At 60.3% G+C, this 16,103-nt stretch carries 13 protein-coding genes; 4 read left to right on the top strand and 9 right to left on the bottom strand.

Features of this window, described 5'->3' with window-relative positions:
- Positions 1–119 precede the first annotated feature (119 nt).
- The 8 genes from AC3IUE_RS13050 to AC3IUE_RS13015 form a co-directional block, all read right to left on the bottom strand.
- Positions 120–980, bottom strand: a complete 861-nt coding sequence (locus AC3IUE_RS13050) for a sugar phosphate isomerase/epimerase family protein (RefSeq protein ID WP_489267903.1) — start codon at positions 978–980, stop codon at positions 120–122.
- Between the two features lie 144 nt (positions 981–1,124).
- Positions 1,125–2,150: a bifunctional inositol 2-dehydrogenase/D-chiro-inositol 1-dehydrogenase gene (gene iolG / locus AC3IUE_RS13045; protein ID WP_489267901.1), complete on the bottom strand. Its 1,026-nt coding sequence runs from the start codon at positions 2,148–2,150 to the stop codon at positions 1,125–1,127.
- A gap of 42 nt (positions 2,151–2,192) precedes the next feature.
- Complete coding sequence (gene iolD, locus AC3IUE_RS13040) at positions 2,193–4,124, bottom strand: 3D-(3,5/4)-trihydroxycyclohexane-1,2-dione acylhydrolase (decyclizing) (RefSeq protein ID WP_489267899.1); 1,932 nt, start codon at positions 4,122–4,124, stop codon at positions 2,193–2,195.
- A gap of 147 nt (positions 4,125–4,271) precedes the next feature.
- Positions 4,272–5,093, bottom strand: a complete 822-nt coding sequence (locus AC3IUE_RS13035; protein ID WP_489267897.1) for a TIM barrel protein — start codon at positions 5,091–5,093, stop codon at positions 4,272–4,274.
- Positions 5,094–5,118: 25 nt separating this feature from the next.
- The gene (locus AC3IUE_RS13030; RefSeq protein ID WP_046049572.1) at positions 5,119–6,621 is read right to left on the bottom strand and encodes a CoA-acylating methylmalonate-semialdehyde dehydrogenase; all 1,503 of its coding nucleotides are present in this window, start codon (positions 6,619–6,621) and stop codon (positions 5,119–5,121) included.
- Positions 6,622–6,665: 44 nt separating this feature from the next.
- A complete protein-coding gene (gene iolB, locus AC3IUE_RS13025) occupies positions 6,666–7,475 on the bottom strand; it encodes a 5-deoxy-glucuronate isomerase (RefSeq protein WP_489267895.1) in 810 nt (269 codons plus the stop codon).
- Entirely contained in the window at positions 7,472–8,365 is an 894-nt protein-coding gene (gene iolE / locus AC3IUE_RS13020) for a myo-inosose-2 dehydratase (protein WP_489267893.1), read from the bottom strand. Before iolE ends, iolB begins: the two co-directional genes overlap by 4 nt.
- 168 nt (positions 8,366–8,533) lie before the next feature.
- Positions 8,534–10,471, bottom strand: coding sequence for a bifunctional 5-dehydro-2-deoxygluconokinase/5-dehydro-2-deoxyphosphogluconate aldolase (locus AC3IUE_RS13015; RefSeq protein WP_489267891.1), 1,938 nt, complete (start codon positions 10,469–10,471; stop codon positions 8,534–8,536).
- Positions 10,472–10,782: 311 nt separating this feature from the next.
- Here AC3IUE_RS13015 and AC3IUE_RS13010 point away from each other — a divergent pair, with 311 nt between their 5' ends.
- Both AC3IUE_RS13010 and AC3IUE_RS13005 read left to right on the top strand, forming a co-directional pair.
- Positions 10,783–11,703, top strand: a complete 921-nt coding sequence (locus tag AC3IUE_RS13010) for a MurR/RpiR family transcriptional regulator (protein ID WP_046049576.1) — start codon at positions 10,783–10,785, stop codon at positions 11,701–11,703.
- A 76-nt stretch (positions 11,704–11,779) separates the two neighbouring features.
- On the top strand, positions 11,780–12,391 hold the full coding sequence (locus AC3IUE_RS13005) for a glutathione S-transferase (RefSeq protein ID WP_489267889.1): 612 nt from the start codon (positions 11,780–11,782) through the stop codon (positions 12,389–12,391).
- 302 nt (positions 12,392–12,693) lie between these two features.
- On the opposite strand, the gene AC3IUE_RS13000 is transcribed toward AC3IUE_RS13005, so the two are convergent.
- On the bottom strand, positions 12,694–13,632 hold the full coding sequence (locus AC3IUE_RS13000) for a hypothetical protein (protein WP_489267887.1): 939 nt from the start codon (positions 13,630–13,632) through the stop codon (positions 12,694–12,696).
- A 301-nt stretch (positions 13,633–13,933) separates the two neighbouring features.
- On the opposite strand from AC3IUE_RS13000, the gene AC3IUE_RS12995 reads away from it, so the two are divergent.
- Complete coding sequence (locus AC3IUE_RS12995) at positions 13,934–14,617, top strand: response regulator transcription factor (RefSeq protein ID WP_489267885.1); 684 nt, start codon at positions 13,934–13,936, stop codon at positions 14,615–14,617.
- Positions 14,595–15,989, top strand: coding sequence for a sensor histidine kinase (locus tag AC3IUE_RS12990; RefSeq protein ID WP_489267883.1), 1,395 nt, complete (start codon positions 14,595–14,597; stop codon positions 15,987–15,989). The genes AC3IUE_RS12995 and AC3IUE_RS12990 overlap by 23 nt, the downstream gene beginning before the upstream one ends.
- Positions 15,990–16,103 lie beyond the last annotated feature (114 nt).

Here is a 16,103-nt window from a genome sequence, read left to right as displayed (position 1 = left end):
TAGAACACGGCCCCTGTGGGAGCGAGCTTGCTCGCGATGGCGGCTCCACATTCAACATCTATGTGACTGTCAGACCGCTATCGCGAGCAGGCTCGCTCCCACAGGGTTTTGTGCAGGTCTTAGCGACAGAGTTCGCTTTTAACGCGTTCGAGCATCATCCGGTTGGACTCATCCGGCCGGTCTTCCCAGGCAAACACCGAGATCGTGGCGATGCCGTCGAACTGAATCTCGCGCAAGGTGCCGAAAAACGCATCCCAATCGACCTCACCCTGACCGATGTCCAAATGCTGGTGCACGGTGGCGACGACACCCGGCGGGTTGACGATGTAGCGCAACCCCGAAGACGCCTTGTGGTTGTAGGTGTCGGCGATGATCAGGTGGCTGAGCTTCGACCCGGCATACTTGAGCATCGAGGCGATATCGCCTTTGCCGTCGTCATAGAAGAAGGTGTGCGGGGCCGCGTAAAGGTAGTTGATCCATTCGCGATCCAGACCGCGAATGATGTCCACCGACTCGTTGTTGCGCTCGCAAAAATCGTAAGGGTGGGCCTGGATATCCAGCTTGATGCCTTCGCGTTCGAACTCCGGGATCAGCTCGTCCATGGAGCGCATGAACTGGTTCTCGCAGACCAGCGGGTTGTCTGACTGACCAGTGAACTCGGTGTTGACCAGCTCGCAGTCCATCTCTACGGCAATCTGGATCGCCCGTTTCCAGTTGCGTACGGCGGCAACTCGCAGGCCTTCGTCGGCAGCGGCCCAGTGGTACATCGGTAATAGGGAAGAGAGCTTGACGCCGGTGTCGCTCAGGGCTTTGCGAAACTCCTTGATCCGCGCCTTGTCGACCCGCGGAGCTTTGTAGAACGGCAGGAAATCTTCCCGGGGCGAGAGTTCGATGTGTTCATAACCGAGCTCGGCGACCTTATCGACCATCTTGCCCAGGGACAGGGTGCGGTACATGTAGGGGTCTAGTGCGATGCGCATGTTTTTGTTCTCCTTCACCAATGCCGCAGCCACGACACTCCCCCTGTGGGAGCGAGCCTGCTCGCGATGACGGCAGCACATTCAACATCCATGTGACTGTCAGATCGCAATCGCGAGCAGGCTCGCTCCCACAGGGAATCGGGGTTAGCCGTAGAAGTGTGGGCGGTCTGGCAGGCTGACTTTGACGATCTGGCCGCTGTTCTGTGCTTCGATGCACGCGTCTGCCGCGACGGCAGCGGCGAAGCCATCCCACGCCGAAGGCCCACCGACCTGCCCGGCCCGCACACCATCGATGAACGCCTGCAACTCGACGTCGTACGCCGCGATGAACCGATCCTTCCAGTCCATCAGAATCGCGTTGGACAACTTCGCCCCGCTGCGCAACTGAACCTGCGACGGCTCGGGCAGTTTGGCGATGCCGGTCTCCCCCACCACTTCGCACTGGATGTCGTAGCCGTATTGGCAATTAACGAACACTTCCACGTCGATACGCGTGCCTTTGGCGGTTTCCAGCAGCACGATCTGCGGGTCTTTCAAATGCGCGAGGGCCTTGCTGGTCTTGCGCGGGAACACCACTTGCACCGACACGTAATCGTCATCGAGCAACCAGCGCAACACGTCCAGTTCATGGATCAGCGTGTCGGTGATCGCCATGTCAGTCTTGTAGTTTTCACCCACGGTCGGGTTGCGGTGCGCGCAGTGCAACATCAGTGGCTCACCAATCTGACCGCTGTCGATCACCGCTTTGAGTGCCCGATAACCTTCGTCATAAGGGCGCATGAAACCGACCTGGACCAAGCGTTTGCCGTGGGCCACTTCGGCCTCGACGATCTTGCGGCAGCCTTCGGCGGTAACGGCCAGCGGCTTCTCGCAGAACACCGGCTTACCCGCCGCAATCGCTGCCAGCACGAACTCTTCGTGGCTCGGGCCCCAGGAGGTGACGAGGATCGCTTCGACTTCTGGCGCCTTGATCAGCGCGTGGCCGTCGGGATAGACCTCGGCGGTCAGTTTCAAGTCAGAAACGACCTTCGCGGCTTGCTGCAAGTTGATGTCGGTTACAGCAATTACCTGGCTATTGAGCAAGGTCTGGCTGCAACGACGGATATGGTCCTGGCCGATGGCCCCGGTGCCGATGACGCCGACCCGCAGTGAATTAGAGAGCAAAGACATGAAGTTTCTCCTGCGAAAAATTGTTGTTGGTATCAGGGGCAATCAGTACTGACGGGCCTTGGCCAGTCGTTCATTCAGGGTCTTGGCCACTGCATCGGTGCGGGCGCTGGTGGAGACTTGCGCCACGCCGACCCGCCACCACGACAGGTATTTGTGAATCATGGTTTTGGGCAGGACCTTGATGTCGATCAGCGTCGACACGGTCTGCAATCGCGCATCGGCCAATGCAGCTTGCAGCTCTTCAACGGTGTTCACCTTGTAGGTTTTGCAGCCATAAGCCGCCGCGCTCATGGCGAAATCCACCGGCACGAAACCACCGTCGAGCTTGCCGGTTTCCGGGTTGCGGAACCGGAACTCGGTGCCGAAGCTGTCCATGCCGTGTTCCATCTGCAGGTTGTTGATGCAACCGAAGGTCATGTTGTCGAGCAACACCACGTTGATCTTGCGTCGCTCCTGAATCGAGGTCGCCAGTTCGGAATGCAGCATCATGTAAGAGCCGTCGCCAACCAGCGCGTAGACCTCACGATCCGGCTCGGCGAGTTTCACGCCCAGTGCGGCGTTGACCTCGTACCCCATGCAGGAATAGCCGTACTCGACGTGATAAGTGTTCACCCCCTTGCTGCGCCAGCTGCGTTGCAAGTCACCGGGCAGGCTGCCGGCGGCGGCAACGATCACGGCGTCATCGGCCAGGGTTTCATTGAGCACGCCGAGCACTCGGCTCTGTGTCAGGCAGGAACCGGTCAGTTCGATGAACTCGCGCAGCACCGCCGGGTCCATGTGGTCGTTGATTTCCGGGATGAAGTCTTTGTCCTGGTATTCGACCTGATAGATACGGTCGACTTCCTCGTCCAGTTGCGCCTTGGCTTGACGCGGTTGATCACCCCACGCAGAACGGTAATCGCCCAAGATTTCAGCCAAGGCTTGCAAGCCGACTTTGGCGTCCGTCAACAGTTGCACGCCGTCGAGCTTCAAGGCATCGCAGGGGCTGATGTTCAGATTGAGAAATTGCACGTTCGGATGCTGGAACAGGGATTTCGACGCGGTGGTGAAATCGCTGTAGCGGGTGCCGACACCGATGATCAGATCCGCGTCTTTGGCCAACAGGTTCGCGGCCAGGCAACCGGTTTCGCCAATGCCGCCAACGTTCAGCGGGTGACTGGACACCACCGCACTCTTGCCGGCTTGGGTTTCGGCGAAGGGAATATCGAAGCGCTCGGCAAACGCCTGCAATGCCGCATTGGCGCCGGAGTATCTGACCCCACCACCGCAAATGATCAGCGGTTTGCGCTTGCCTTTGAACAGCGCCAGCGCATCACCCAGCATCGCTTCAGTCGCCGGACGACGTTCGATGCGATGCACGCGTTTTTGCAGGAAGTAATCGGGGTAGTCGTAGGCCTCGGCTTGCACGTCTTGCGGCAAGGCCAGGGTTACCGCGCCGGTTTCGGCAGGATCGGTGAGCACGCGCATGGCGTGGATCGCAGCCGTCATGAGTTGCTCGGGACGGTTGATGCGGTCCCAGTATTTGCTCACGGCCTTGAATGCGTCATTGGTGCTGATGCTCAGGTCGTGGAACTGCTCGATCTGTTGCAGCACCGGGTCCGGCTGGCGGCAGGCGTAAACGTCGCCGGGCAACAGCAGCAAGGGAATGCGGTTGGCGGTCGCCGTCGCGGCGGCGGTCAGCATGTTCGCCGCGCCCGGCCCTACCGATGAGGAGCAGGCGTAGATCTTGCGCCGCAGGTGTTGCTTGGCGAAACCGATGGCCGCGTGGGCCATGCCTTGCTCGTTGCGACCTTGATGGACGATCAGGTCGCCGCTGTCCTGCTCCAGGGCCTGGCCCAGGCCCAGCACGTTGCCGTGACCGAAAATGGTAAAGATCCCGGCGACGAATTTGCTTTGAACCCCATCGACCTCGATGTACTGGTTATCGAGGAATTTCACCAGGGCCTGGGCCATGGTCAGTCGTGTCGTAGTCATAACCGATCCTTCAATACGTGAAGAAACCCTGTGGGAGCGAGCCTGCTCGCGATTGCGGTGTGTCAGGCGCTATCAATGTTGAATGTGCTGCCATCATCGCGAGCAGGCTCGCTCCCACAGTTGATCTCCATCAGTTCATAAGTGTTGTCAGGCCAGGGATTTCTGTAGGTGATCCATGCTCGCGCCGATCGCCTGCTGGATATCCGCCAGGCCATGGACGCTGTCGGCAAACGGTTCGAACGACAGGTAGCCGCTGTAACCGCTGCTGAGCAAGGTGTCGATTTGCGCCGCGTTGCCGAGGATGTCGCCCTCGCCCACCAGCACCCGGTGGCCATCGCGAATGCTCGCCAACGGGGCTTCGGCATCCTCGACACCGGAGATGTGCACCAGCCCGGTCAGCTCGGGGAAGAACTCATGCTCGCTGGCCAGGTGATGGTGAAAGGTGTCGTGAACCAGACGGAACACATCCAGCCCGCCGATGGCCTTGATCGCGTCCACCGCCGTGCGCTTGCGGCGCAGTGAGCACTCTTCGAAACCCAGCGGTTCGATGAAACCGAGAATGCCGTGTTCGCGCAGGATCGGCGCCAGTTCAGTCAACGCCGTGCGCAAACCTGAAGCACGTGCGGCCTCATTACGCGGGTCGGCACGGTCATTGAGCGGACACATGACCAACCCTTGAGCGCCGCAATCGCGGGCGTAAGCGGCCAGCTTCAAGGCCTGTGCACGACGCTCGTCATTCCACACATCAAACGGATAAAGCGCGTTGATCGACAGCACCGTAATGCCTTTGGCGGCACACAGCTCACGGACGCGCTCGGGCGCGGTGCCGTCTTCGATCTCGATACCTTTAAGGTCGTTGCGAATTTCGATGGCGTCAGCCTTTAGGGTCACCGCCAGCTCGATGAACGCCGGCAGGGACAAACGTGGGGCGACCATACGGTTCAGGGCGAAACGCAGGGGTTTGCTCATTATTGTTGTTCTCCGCACAGGTGAATTAGTTGGCCGTTGGCATGCTGAATTCAGGGCCCTTGGCAATGCTGTCAGGCCAGCGCTGCATCACGCTTTTGTAGCGACTGTAGAAGCGGATGCCTTCTTCGCCGTAAGCGTGGTGATCGCCGAACAGCGAGCGTTTCCAGCCGCCGAAAGAGTGCCAGGCCATCGGCACCGGAATTGGCACGTTGATGCCGACCATGCCGACCTTGATCGTGCGAGCGAACGCTCGGGCGATGCCGCCGTCGCGGGTGAAACAGGACACGCCGTTGCCGAACTCGTGGGCGTTGATCAACGCGACGGCGCTCGCGAAGTCCGGCACCCGCACGATGCCCAGCACCGGGCCGAAAATTTCCTGCTGGTAGATGCTCATCTCGGTCGTGACGTTATCGAACAGGGTCGCACCGACGAAGAAGCCGTTCTCGGCGCCCGGCACCTTGAAGTGGCGACCATCGACAATCAGCTGCGCGCCCTGGGCCACGCCTTCGTCGATGAAACCTTCGACCTTGGCCTTGTGCTCGGCGGTCACCAGCGGCCCCATGTCGCTGTCGCCCTTCAGGCCGTTGCCGACTTTCAGTTGATCGATACGCGGCAGCAGTTTGGCAATCAGTTGGTCGCCGACATCGCCCACCGCCACGGCAATCGAAATTGCCATGCAGCGCTCGCCGGCCGAGCCGTAAGCGGCACCGATCAAGGCATCCGCCGCTTGATCCAGATCCGCGTCGGGCATGACGATCATGTGATTTTTCGCCCCACCCAGCGCCTGCACGCGCTTGCCGCGGGAGGTGGCTTGCTGGTGGATGTACTCGGCAATCGGCGTCGAGCCGACAAAGGAAATCGCCTCGATGTCCGGGTGTTGCAGCAACGCGTCGACCGCGGTCTTGTCGCCCTGAACCACGTTGAACACGCCGTCCGGCAAACCGGCTTCGCTCAACAGTCGGGCCATCAGCACACTGGCGGACGGGTCGCGCTCGGACGGCTTGAGGATGAAGCAGTTACCGGTGATCAGCGCCAGCGGGATCATCCACAGCGGCACCATCACCGGGAAGTTGAACGGCGTCACGCCGGCACACACGCCCAGCGGCTGACGCAGGTTCCAGTTGTCGATGCCGCCGCCGATGTTGTCGCTGAACTCGGTTTTCAGCAGGTTCGGCGCCCCGCAGGCGTACTCGACGATTTCGATGCCCCGGGTGACTTCGCCCTTGGCGTCCGAAAACACCTTGCCGTGTTCGCGACTGATGATTTCTGCCAGCTCATCGTGATGTTGGTCGAGCAATTCCTTGAACTTGAACATCACCCGCGAACGGCGCAGGGACGATTGTTCGGACCAGGCCGGAAACGCTTTCAGGGCCGAGGCGACGGCTTCGTCGACGGTCTTCTGGCTGGCCAGCCCGACGCGCGCCTGAACGCTGCCGGTGGCCGGGTTGAAGACGTTGCTGAACCGTTCGCTGCTGCTGTCTTGCACTTGACCGTGGATGTAATGGCCGATGATCGGGGCGTTGCTCATTGATCGTGTTCTCCGTGCAGAGGTTGGAATTCAGGCTTTTTAGTTCAGAGATCAAGCAGCCAGCTGTGCTGCGGATCGTTATGGAACTGCCAGACACGTTTCGGGCCGGCCATCACGTTCAGGTAATACGACTCGTAGCCGTACGGCACGCTGACCGGGTGGTAACCCTTGGGCACGACCACGAGGTCGCTGTTTTCCACGGCCATGGCCTGATCGATGCTGCGATCGTCGGTGTAGACCCGCTGGAACACGAAGCCCTGGGGCGGGTTGATCTGGTGGTAATAGGTTTCTTCGAGAAAACTCTGGTGCGGCAGGTCGTCGGTGTCGTGTTTGTGCGGCGGATAGCTCGACGAGTGACCCGACGGTGTACGCACTTCCACCACCAGCAGCGAATGGGCCGGCTCGGTGTCCGGCAGAATGTCGCAGACGTAACGGGTGTTGGCGCCTTTGCCGCGCACGCTGCGCTTCATGGTGTCGGGTTTGATCAGCCGTGGGCCGAGGCCGTTGCTCGTTGAGCCGGGTGCGGCGCACACGGCGATTTGCACATCGCTGAGCGCGACCACTTGCGCCTGACTGCCGGGTGGCAAGTACGCGGCGAAGGGGGATTTGTCTTCGAACACCGACTGACGATCGCCGATGTTGTCCCAGTCGAACGCACCCTGCCCCGGCGCTTCACCCTTGATGCTGACCCGACCGCTGAGCAGCACCAGGCACAGTTCTTTATCACCGGCCGACACCGGCAGGGTTTCGCCCAGGCTCAAGCGGTAAGCGGCGAAGCCGACGTATTCCAGCTCACCTTTACCCAGCTCGACCATGGTCCGGCCACGGGCATTGCTTTTGATCAGCAGGCTCATAATGCAGTCCTCTCGTCGAGCAGCGCACGCAAGGTGTCGTAGCCTTTTTTGGCGTAGACATAACTCGGTGCCACCGCTGGGTCCTGCTCGGCTTCGACCACCAGCCAGCCGTGGTAATCGGCCGCCAGCAGCACGTCGAGCAAGGCTCCGAAATCGATGTCGCCATCGCCGGGCACGGTGAACGTGCCGTTGATGATGCAGTCCGGGAAGCTCCACAGGTTGTTGCGGGCCAGTTGCACCACCGGTTTGCGCACGTCCTTGAAATGCACGTGGCAGATGCGTTCGATGTGTTTGCGCAGCACCTGCAACGGTTCGCCGCCGCCCATGTAGCAATGGCCCGAATCGAACAGCAGGCCGACTTCACTGCCGGTCAACGCCATCAACTTGTCGATATCCGCCGGGGATTCGACGTAGGCGCCCATGTGGTGGTGATACGCCAGGCGCACGCCTTGGGACAAGGTGAAGCGTGCCAGTTCGGTGAGCTTGTCGGCGTATTCCTGCCAGGCCTGTTCGGTGTGGAAACGTGGGCGCTCGACCAGCGGAATGCGCTGGCCTTGAATGGAGTCAGCGACTTCACCGTACACCAGCACCTTGGCGCCGTTCTTCGCCAACAGCTCGACATGGCTGCCGATGGCGTCGATTTCTTCGGCCACCGAGCGACGGGCCAGACGACTGGAATACCAGCCGGACACCAGCGCCAGGTCGTAAGGGCGCAGTACATCGCCGACACCCTTGGCGTCTTTGGGGAATTTGCCGTTGAGTTCGAAACCTTCGTAGCCGATTTCCTTGCCTTCGCTCAGGGCGGTGCTCAGCGGCGTCTCGCCACCGAGGGACGGCAGGTCGTCGTTGCTCCAGGAGATCGGGTTGATGCCAATTCGAATAGCGGGCATGGCTGCACCTTTTATTGTTTTTACATAACCAGTAAGAGCGACACAAAACCCTGTGGGAGCGAGCCTGCTCGCGATGGCGGTGTGTCAGGCGCCAACAATGTTGACTGTCAGTCAGCTATCGCGAGCAAGCTCGCTCCCACAGGTTCAGTGTTCACACATTGAAAATGTTCAGCTTCGGGCCGTACGCCAGGCATCGATCAGTTCGACGAACGTGCCTTGCACCTGACGGATCAGCGCCTCATCGTCGATTTCACCGGCCATCCACGCGCGGCTCGGCTCCTGGAAAATCGTCCGGCCGACTGCAAACCCACGGCAAGTCTGGCTCTGACTGGCCTGCTGAAACCCTTCGGCCAGCGCCGCTGCCGGTGCATTCAGCCCCAGCAACACCACGCCTCGGCAGTACGGATCACGCTCCTGAATCAGCTCGTCGAGTTGCTTCCACTCTTCGGCACTCTGCGCTTCGATCTTCCACCACGCAGGGTAAATGCCCAGGTTGTAGAGGCGTTTGAGGGCGCGATACAGCACGTCCGGATGGGGCGACGGATGATCCTTGGGCGGGATGATTTCCAGCAGCAGCTCATGACCGCTGACTTGGGATGCCTGATACAAACCCTTGATTTGCGCTTCCTGTTCCAGACGCAGAAGCGGCTCGTCGTCGGGGTGGAATTGCACCAGGCACTTGATGATTTGTTCCTGCGGCCAGGCGATCAGGTTGCTGCCGATGGAGCGCCCATGTTCGAAGGCCAATGGCCGCGAGCCTTGCACTTCCACCGGACGCGCCACCCACCAGCCGCGGCCGGTGGCGGCGTTCAGCGAGTCCTGGCCAAAACGTTGATCGGCCAGCAGCCCGACATCAGCCTCGATGCCTTGCTTGCGCAAATCGGCTTCGACCCGTTCCACAGCCTTGATAAACAGTTGCTTGAGTTCGCCGATGGCGTTCAGGTCGCGACCGCCCTTGTGCGCCAGTTCCACCAGTTGCCCGCGATGGTCGAAAGCAAAGATGAACAGTTGCTTCCACTGTTTGCGCGGCACGCTGACCTGATGCAGACGCTGCAACACCGCGTCCTGATCCGGCCGGGTAATCGGCACCGGGCTGTTAAACAGATAATCGAGTTCGGCGCGGGTCGGCATGGCCGGGGCGCAGGCATGGCGCGACACCACCAGACCGCCGCAGGCATTGGCCAACTGGCAGCAGCGCTCGTCACTCGCATCCTCCAGCCAACCGGCGAGGAAACCGGACATGAAGGCATCGCCGGCGCCCAGCACATTCAACACTTCCACCCGAACGCCGGGGTAAATGGCGCCGTCTTCGAGACGTGCCGGAATCACTCCGTGAATCACCGTGCAGCCTTGCGGGCCGAGCTTGACCACCAGGGTCGCCGCGCTCAGGCGCCGCACATTGCGCAGCGCGGTGAGCAAATCCTCGGAACCGCCGGCAATCAGGAATTCTTCTTCCGTACCGACGATCAGGTCGAAACGCGGGAGGATTTTCTGCACATGCTGGCTGACGTTCTGGTCGGCGACGAAGCGGGTTTCGCCGTCGGCCTTGCCGGCCAGCCCCCAGAGTACCGGGCGATAGTCGATGTCCAGTACCCGTTTGACGTTGTGCTTCTCGGCGTAATCCAGCGCCTGGATGCTCGCCTTGTAGACGCCGTCGGTGGAGAAATGAGTGCCGGTGATCAGCAAGGCTTTGCTGGAAGCGATGAAGGCTTCACTGATGTCTTCGGCCCGCAGCGCCATGTCGGCGCAGTTTTCGCGGTAGAAGACTAAAGGAAAGGTTTCGCGATCCTTGAGGCCCAGCAGGACCATGGCGGTCAGGCGCTCCGGATCGACCTTGATGCCGCTGACATCGCAACCTTCGCGGGTCAGGGATTCCACCAGGAAGCGGCCCATGTGGTCGTCCCCTACCCGGCTCAGCATCGCCGATTTCAGACCCAGCCGAGCCGTGCCGAAGGCGATGTTGGCGGACGATCCACCGAGGTATTTGGCGAAGCTAGAAACATCTTCCAACCGCGCCCCGACTTGCTGCGCATAGAGGTCGACGCCTAGGCGCCCCAGGCAAATCAGATCCAATTGACGCCCACTGGCAAAACGAGTCTGGCCCATGCTGGCTCCTGTTATTTTTATCAGCCTGCGTTCGGGGCGATGACCGCACCGAACACTCTTGGTGGATGCAGACTAAAACGTCCGGGACCGAACAATCAATAATTATTCTAAATATTTTTTACGTGGAATATTTTTTCCAATAAACTTTGGTACAGGCGTTCCAGAGGCAGTGCATCGTTTCAGCACACCTCGTACTGACCGCAAGCTCAAGATTTTATTCAGGCCTACCCTGTAGACTGCGCACAGCCAACCTATTGTCAGGGGATGACGCCATCCGTCCTCCCTATAAGAACAAGCCAGAAGGATTCCTTATGACCCGCACCGATCAGCCGGCGACGACCGAGAGCACGCCCGACAGCGATCTCGCCAGCCCCCCGATCAACGCCGAGCGTCTGCTGCAGCTGATCACCAACGAATACGAAAGCCTGCCGCGCCAGCTCAAACGCATCGCCAGTTACATGAGCCAGCAGAGCGACCGGATCATGGTCGACCGCATCAGCGACATCGCCCGCGAGTGCGAAGTGCACCCGTCGGCGATCGTGCGGTTTTCCCAGCGTTTCGGCTTCAGCGGCTTCAGCGAAATGCAGGCGCTGTTCCGCGAGGCCTATACCCACAAGACCACGCCGGTTCAGAACTACCAGCAGCGCATTCGCAGCATGATCGCCAACAAGTCGCAGAAGGCCAGCGGCGGCGATCTGGCGCGCGAGTGCATCGATGCGACCCTGTCGGGCATCGAACGGCTGGGACTGGAACTCGATGATCAAGCCTTCGACAAGGCCGTGGATCTGGTGGTGAATGCCGACAATATCTACGTGGTCGGCGTGCGTCGCTCATTCGCGGTGGCCGACTACCTGGTCTACAACCTGCAACACACCAACAAGCGCATTCATTTGGTCTCGGGGCTCGGCGGCAGCTACCGCGAGCAGATGCGCAGCGTGCGCGCCAATGACCTGGTGATCGCCATCAGCTTCACGCCCTATGGCAAGGAAACCCAGCACTGCCTGCGCATTGCCCAGCACCATCAGGCAAAAACCCTGATCATCACCGACAGCAACCTCTCGCCTCTGGCAAAGCGCGCCAACACTGTGCTGCTGGTCAACGAAGGCAGTTCGTTTGCCTTCCGCTCATTGAGTGCGACGCTGTGCCTGTGCCAGGCGCTGTTTATCGCCGTGGCCTATCGGCTGGAATTGAAGGTCGATGAGATTCACGAGCAGGTCGGCTTCGAAGATTAGCGCCACGCCGTTTGCAGCTCGCTGAAGCTAAACTAAGGTTGTCCATCCCGAAATGGACATCTGAAGGAGCGGTTCAATGAAGCTGATCGGCATGCTGGATTCGCCGTACGTGCGGCGCGTCGCCATCTCTGCCAAACACCTTGGCATCCCACTGGAACATCAGTCGGTTTCGGTGTTTCGGCATTTCGAGCAATTCCAGCAGATCAACCCGGTGGTCAAGGCGCCCACCCTGGTGCTCGACGACGGCGAGGTGTTGATCGACTCGACGTTGATCATTGACTACCTCGAAGCCTTGGCTGGTCCTGGCAAGAGCCTGATGCCCGATGATCTCGCGCAACGCCTGCGCTCGTTGCGCCTGATCGGCCTGGCGTTGGCGGCGTGCGAAAAGTCCGTGCAGCTTTACTACGAACGCAACCTGCGGCCGGCGAATATTCAATTTGAACCGTGGGTGGAGCGGGTCGAAGGGCAACTGGCGGCCGCCTATTCGGCGCTGGAGCGCGAGCTGGAAATGCAGCCGCTGAAGACTGACGGGACGATTGCTCAAGACGGGATTACGTTGGCGGTGGCGTGGAGTTTCACAAATCTGGTGGTGCCGGATCAGGTGGATGTGAATCGGTTTCCACAGATCAGTGCGTTTACCGAATACGCCGAGGGGCTTGAGGTGTTTGTCAGTACACCGATCGAATAGATGGATTTGCTGTGCCTGATCGGGCCCCATCGCGAGCAAGCTCGCTCCCACATTAGATCGCGCTTGTCTGGGCAACTCGGTCAACTGTGGGAGCGAGCTTGCTCGCGATGACGGAGTGACAGTCAACATCAAAGTAAATGTCAGTCCCGATCACACCAAAACGCCGCTTCCACCAAAGGCAGAAGCGGCAGCGGCCTGTGCCCCAGCGTAAGTCAGTGCATGAACAGGGCGATCAGGATGATGATCGGGATCGGTACGCCGAGAAAGAACAGCAGTAATGAGCGCATGGTAGTTCTCCTGGGTTAGCGGACAGGCAGTGAAGTGGTGGTCACGTAAGCGTCGGATTCCAGATACACCACGGCATCCCGACGACGGCCGCCAAAGGTTGCCGCGAGGCTGGCGAAAAACGCACCGATCAGCAGCGCAATGAACATCCACAGCGAAGTCCAGGCAGCGACTTTGGCGGCGGTGTCGGCGGCTTGTTGGGCGGCGAGTTTGGCGTCGGCCACGGCTTTTTGCGTGCGGGCATACACTTCATCAACGCGACGTTCCGCGTCCGCTTGAGTGAGGTTGGTCCGTTGGGCGACCAGTTGCGCCAGGTAGGTGCGGTCTTCGGCAGCCAGTTGCCCGTCGTTGCTCAGGCTACGCACGAAGATGCGCGTCACGGTGCCACGAACGGCATCATCACTGACCGCCGCCGGGCGATCATCGCGGAACAGGCTGTCGACGAAGTAACCGTACGGGTCACTGTCAGTGTTGCCGACAGCCGTGCCGGCTGCTTGAGTCGCGGCACTCGCGGCGCCGCCAACCACGCTCGCCCCGGCCTGCACGCCACCGCTGACGATGCTGCTGACCGAGCCGACCACCAGCGTCGCCGTCACCAGCGTCGCCACGCACCAGGCCAGAAAGCCATGGGCGGTGTCACGGAAATAAACTTCATCACCGTGCATGTACGCCCACTTCACCCGCAGACGACCGGCGATGTAACCGCCAAGCCCGGACGCCACGATTTGCGTAGCGGCCAGCCAGACAATCGTTGAAATGCCCAGGCCCTTGGCGCTCACGCCTTCATTGGCCCACGGCGACACCGCCGAAAAACCCAGGCCAAAGCCGAGCAACACGAGGATCAGCGACAACGCTGCCGCCGCAGCAGCCCCCGCGAAGATCGCGCCCCAGGACACGCCAGAGAGCGTGCTCGTTTCTTCGAAGGCAGGATAGAAACCATCAGAGGATCTATTCATTGTTATATCGCTCCTGGCAGGAAAGATGGTGTTACAACTCTTCAACGGAGGAAGTGCAGTCACCGTGCCAGTCACCAACTTTAAATAAATCTCGGGATTTCAGTGATTTAGAAAGTTTGAACTTCCAATGGCCATGCAATTTGCAAGGAACTGTCTGTAGCGGCGGGTTTTATGCATTGACCGGGATCGGTGTTTTCGATGGAAAAATCAAAAGATCGCATGAAGTTTTATTTAGAAAGCCTGCCATCATTTCTTGGCAAAATGCCGCTCAACATTGAGTACTCTTAATCAGGCCCGCCCTATGACCCGCATCTTGACCATCGAAGACGACGCCGTGACTGCCCGGGAAATCGTCGCCGAACTGAGCAGCCACGGCCTCGACGTGGATTGGGTCGACAACGGCCGCGAAGGTCTGGCGCGCGCGGTCAGCGGCAACTACGACTTGATCACCCTCGACCGCATGCTGCCCGAGCTCGATGGTCTGGCAATTGTCACCACGTTGCGGACCATGGGCGTGGCCACGCCGATTCTGATGATCAGCGCCCTCTCCGACGTCGATGAGCGTGTGCGCGGCTTGCGCGCGGGCGGTGACGATTACCTGACCAAACCGTTCGCCACCGATGAAATGGCCGCCCGGGTCGAAGTCCTGCTGCGCCGGCAGAACACCGTGACCGCCCAGGCCACCACGTTGCGGGTGTCGGATCTGGAGCTGAACCTGATCAGCCATGAAGCCAGCCGCGACGGTCAGTTGCTGACGCTGTTGCCCACCGAGTACAAGTTGCTGGAATTCCTGATGCGCAACACCGGGCAGATTCTGTCGCGAATGATGATTTTCGAAGAGGTCTGGGGCTACCACTTCGACCCCGGCACCAACCTGATCGACGTGCACATCGGCCGGCTGCGCAAGAAGATCGACCCACCCGGCAATCTCCCATTGATCCGGACCGTGCGAGGCTCGGGTTATGTCATTGCCGAACCCGTCTAAAGGCTGGCGTTCCTCCAGCAGCCGACTGCTGGCGCTCTACAGTTCGCTGTTCGTGCTCTGGAGCGCCATTCTCATGGGGGTCATGTACTACGAGGTGTCCGATTACCTGGACAACCTGGCCAAACACTCGCTGATGCAGCGCCAGCATTTGTTTTCGCGCTTTCAAGGCGAACAACTGATGGACGCCCTCGCCGTCAGCATGACCTTCGACATTCGCGGCATCGACGCCTATGGCCTGTTCGATGGTCAGCATCGCTACCTCAATGGCGCCCTGCAGCACATTCCCGAAGGCCTGCCGCTGGACGGCAAGATTCACATGCTCAGCGACTGCGCCGACTCCGACGACCCGACCCTGCCCGCTGACAGCTGCGACGCCGTGGCGACCCAGACCCGGGATGGACGCTGGCTGGTGCTGGTGCGCGACAACGGTTCGTTATTCGCCGTGACCCGGATCATCCTCCACGCGTTGTTCTGGGGCGTGACCCTGACGATCCTGCCGGGCATCGCCGGCTGGCACTTGTTGCGCCGCCGCCCCTTACGGCGTATTCGCGGGATTCAGGCCAGCGCCGAGGCCATCGTCGCCGGTGACCTGACCCGCCGCCTGCCATTGTCCAATCGCCGCGATGAGCTGGACATGCTCGCCGCCATCGTCAACGCCATGCTCGAACGTATTGAACGCTTGATGAACGAGGTCAAGGGCGTCTGCGACAACATCGCCCACGACCTGCGCACGCCGCTGACGCGCCTGCGGGCGCAGCTGTACCGGATTCAGCAACAGGCTGATGAAGGTTCGACGCTGGCGGTGCAACTGGACTCAGTGCTCGGTGAAGCGGACACCCTGATGGCGCGCTTTCGAGGGTTGCTGCGGATTTCCGAGCTGGAAGATCGTCAGCGGCGTTCGGGTTTTGTGCAGCTGGATCCGGTGCCGTTGTTGCAAGAGCTGCACGACTTTTATCTGCCGCTGGCGGAAGAAGGCGAACTGGTTTTCAAGCTGCAACTGCCTGACGTCTTGCCGCCACTGAATGGCGACCGCGCGTTGCTGTTCGAAGCGGTGGCGAACCTGCTGAGCAACTCGATCAAGTTCACGCCGCCGGGTGGCGAGGTGATTTTGCGGGGGGGCAATGAGGGTGGACGTACGCGGATCGAAGTGCTCGATTCGGGTCCTGGCATTCCGATGGCCGAACGAGAGGCGGTGTTCCAGCGTTTCTATCGTGCTGACGGCGGCAACCAGAAAAGCGGGTTCGGGTTGGGGCTGTCGATCGTTGCGGCGATTGTCAGCTTGCATGGGTTTGCGCTTGAAGTGGGCACCAGTGAACTTGGAGGGGCGCGGTTGGTGCTGGATTGCCAACAAAGCTTGATTCCCCAGACCTGACACTAACTCAAGAACAAAGTAGATCCTTGTGGGAGCGAGCTTGCTCGCGATGGCGATGTGTCAGGAGACATCATTTTCGCCTGATAGACCACTATCGCGAGCAAGCTCGCTCCC

The sequence above is a fragment of the Pseudomonas sp. GL_093 genome, assembly GCF_057837605.1.
Note: the sequence above shows the minus strand (reverse complement) of the source record. Positions and strands in the feature narration are given on the sequence as shown.

Bases quoted from the DNA above. Each gene is read 5' to 3' on its own strand.
- AC3IUE_RS12990 (WP_489267883.1), top strand. From the start codon at position 14,595: ATGTCATTGCCGAACCCGTCTAAAGGCTGGCGTTCCTCCAGCAGCCGA.
- AC3IUE_RS13015 (WP_489267891.1), bottom strand. From the start codon at position 10,471: ATGGGCCAGACTCGTTTTGCCAGTGGGCGTCAATTGGATCTGATTTGC.
- AC3IUE_RS13035 (WP_489267897.1), bottom strand. From the start codon at position 5,093: ATGAGCAAACCCCTGCGTTTCGCCCTGAACCGTATGGTCGCCCCACGT.
- AC3IUE_RS13000 (WP_489267887.1), bottom strand. From the start codon at position 13,632: ATGAATAGATCCTCTGATGGTTTCTATCCTGCCTTCGAAGAAACGAGC.
- AC3IUE_RS13030 (WP_046049572.1), bottom strand. From the start codon at position 6,621: ATGAGCAACGCCCCGATCATCGGCCATTACATCCACGGTCAAGTGCAA.
- AC3IUE_RS13005 (WP_489267889.1), top strand. From the start codon at position 11,780: ATGAAGCTGATCGGCATGCTGGATTCGCCGTACGTGCGGCGCGTCGCC.
- iolB (WP_489267895.1), bottom strand. From the start codon at position 7,475: ATGAGCCTGCTGATCAAAAGCAATGCCCGTGGCCGGACCATGGTCGAG.
- iolE (WP_489267893.1), bottom strand. From the start codon at position 8,365: ATGCCCGCTATTCGAATTGGCATCAACCCGATCTCCTGGAGCAACGAC.
- iolD (WP_489267899.1), bottom strand. From the start codon at position 4,124: ATGACTACGACACGACTGACCATGGCCCAGGCCCTGGTGAAATTCCTC.
- AC3IUE_RS13050 (WP_489267903.1), bottom strand. From the start codon at position 980: ATGCGCATCGCACTAGACCCCTACATGTACCGCACCCTGTCCCTGGGC.
- AC3IUE_RS13010 (WP_046049576.1), top strand. From the start codon at position 10,783: ATGACCCGCACCGATCAGCCGGCGACGACCGAGAGCACGCCCGACAGC.
- AC3IUE_RS12995 (WP_489267885.1), top strand. From the start codon at position 13,934: ATGACCCGCATCTTGACCATCGAAGACGACGCCGTGACTGCCCGGGAA.
- iolG (WP_489267901.1), bottom strand. From the start codon at position 2,150: ATGTCTTTGCTCTCTAATTCACTGCGGGTCGGCGTCATCGGCACCGGG.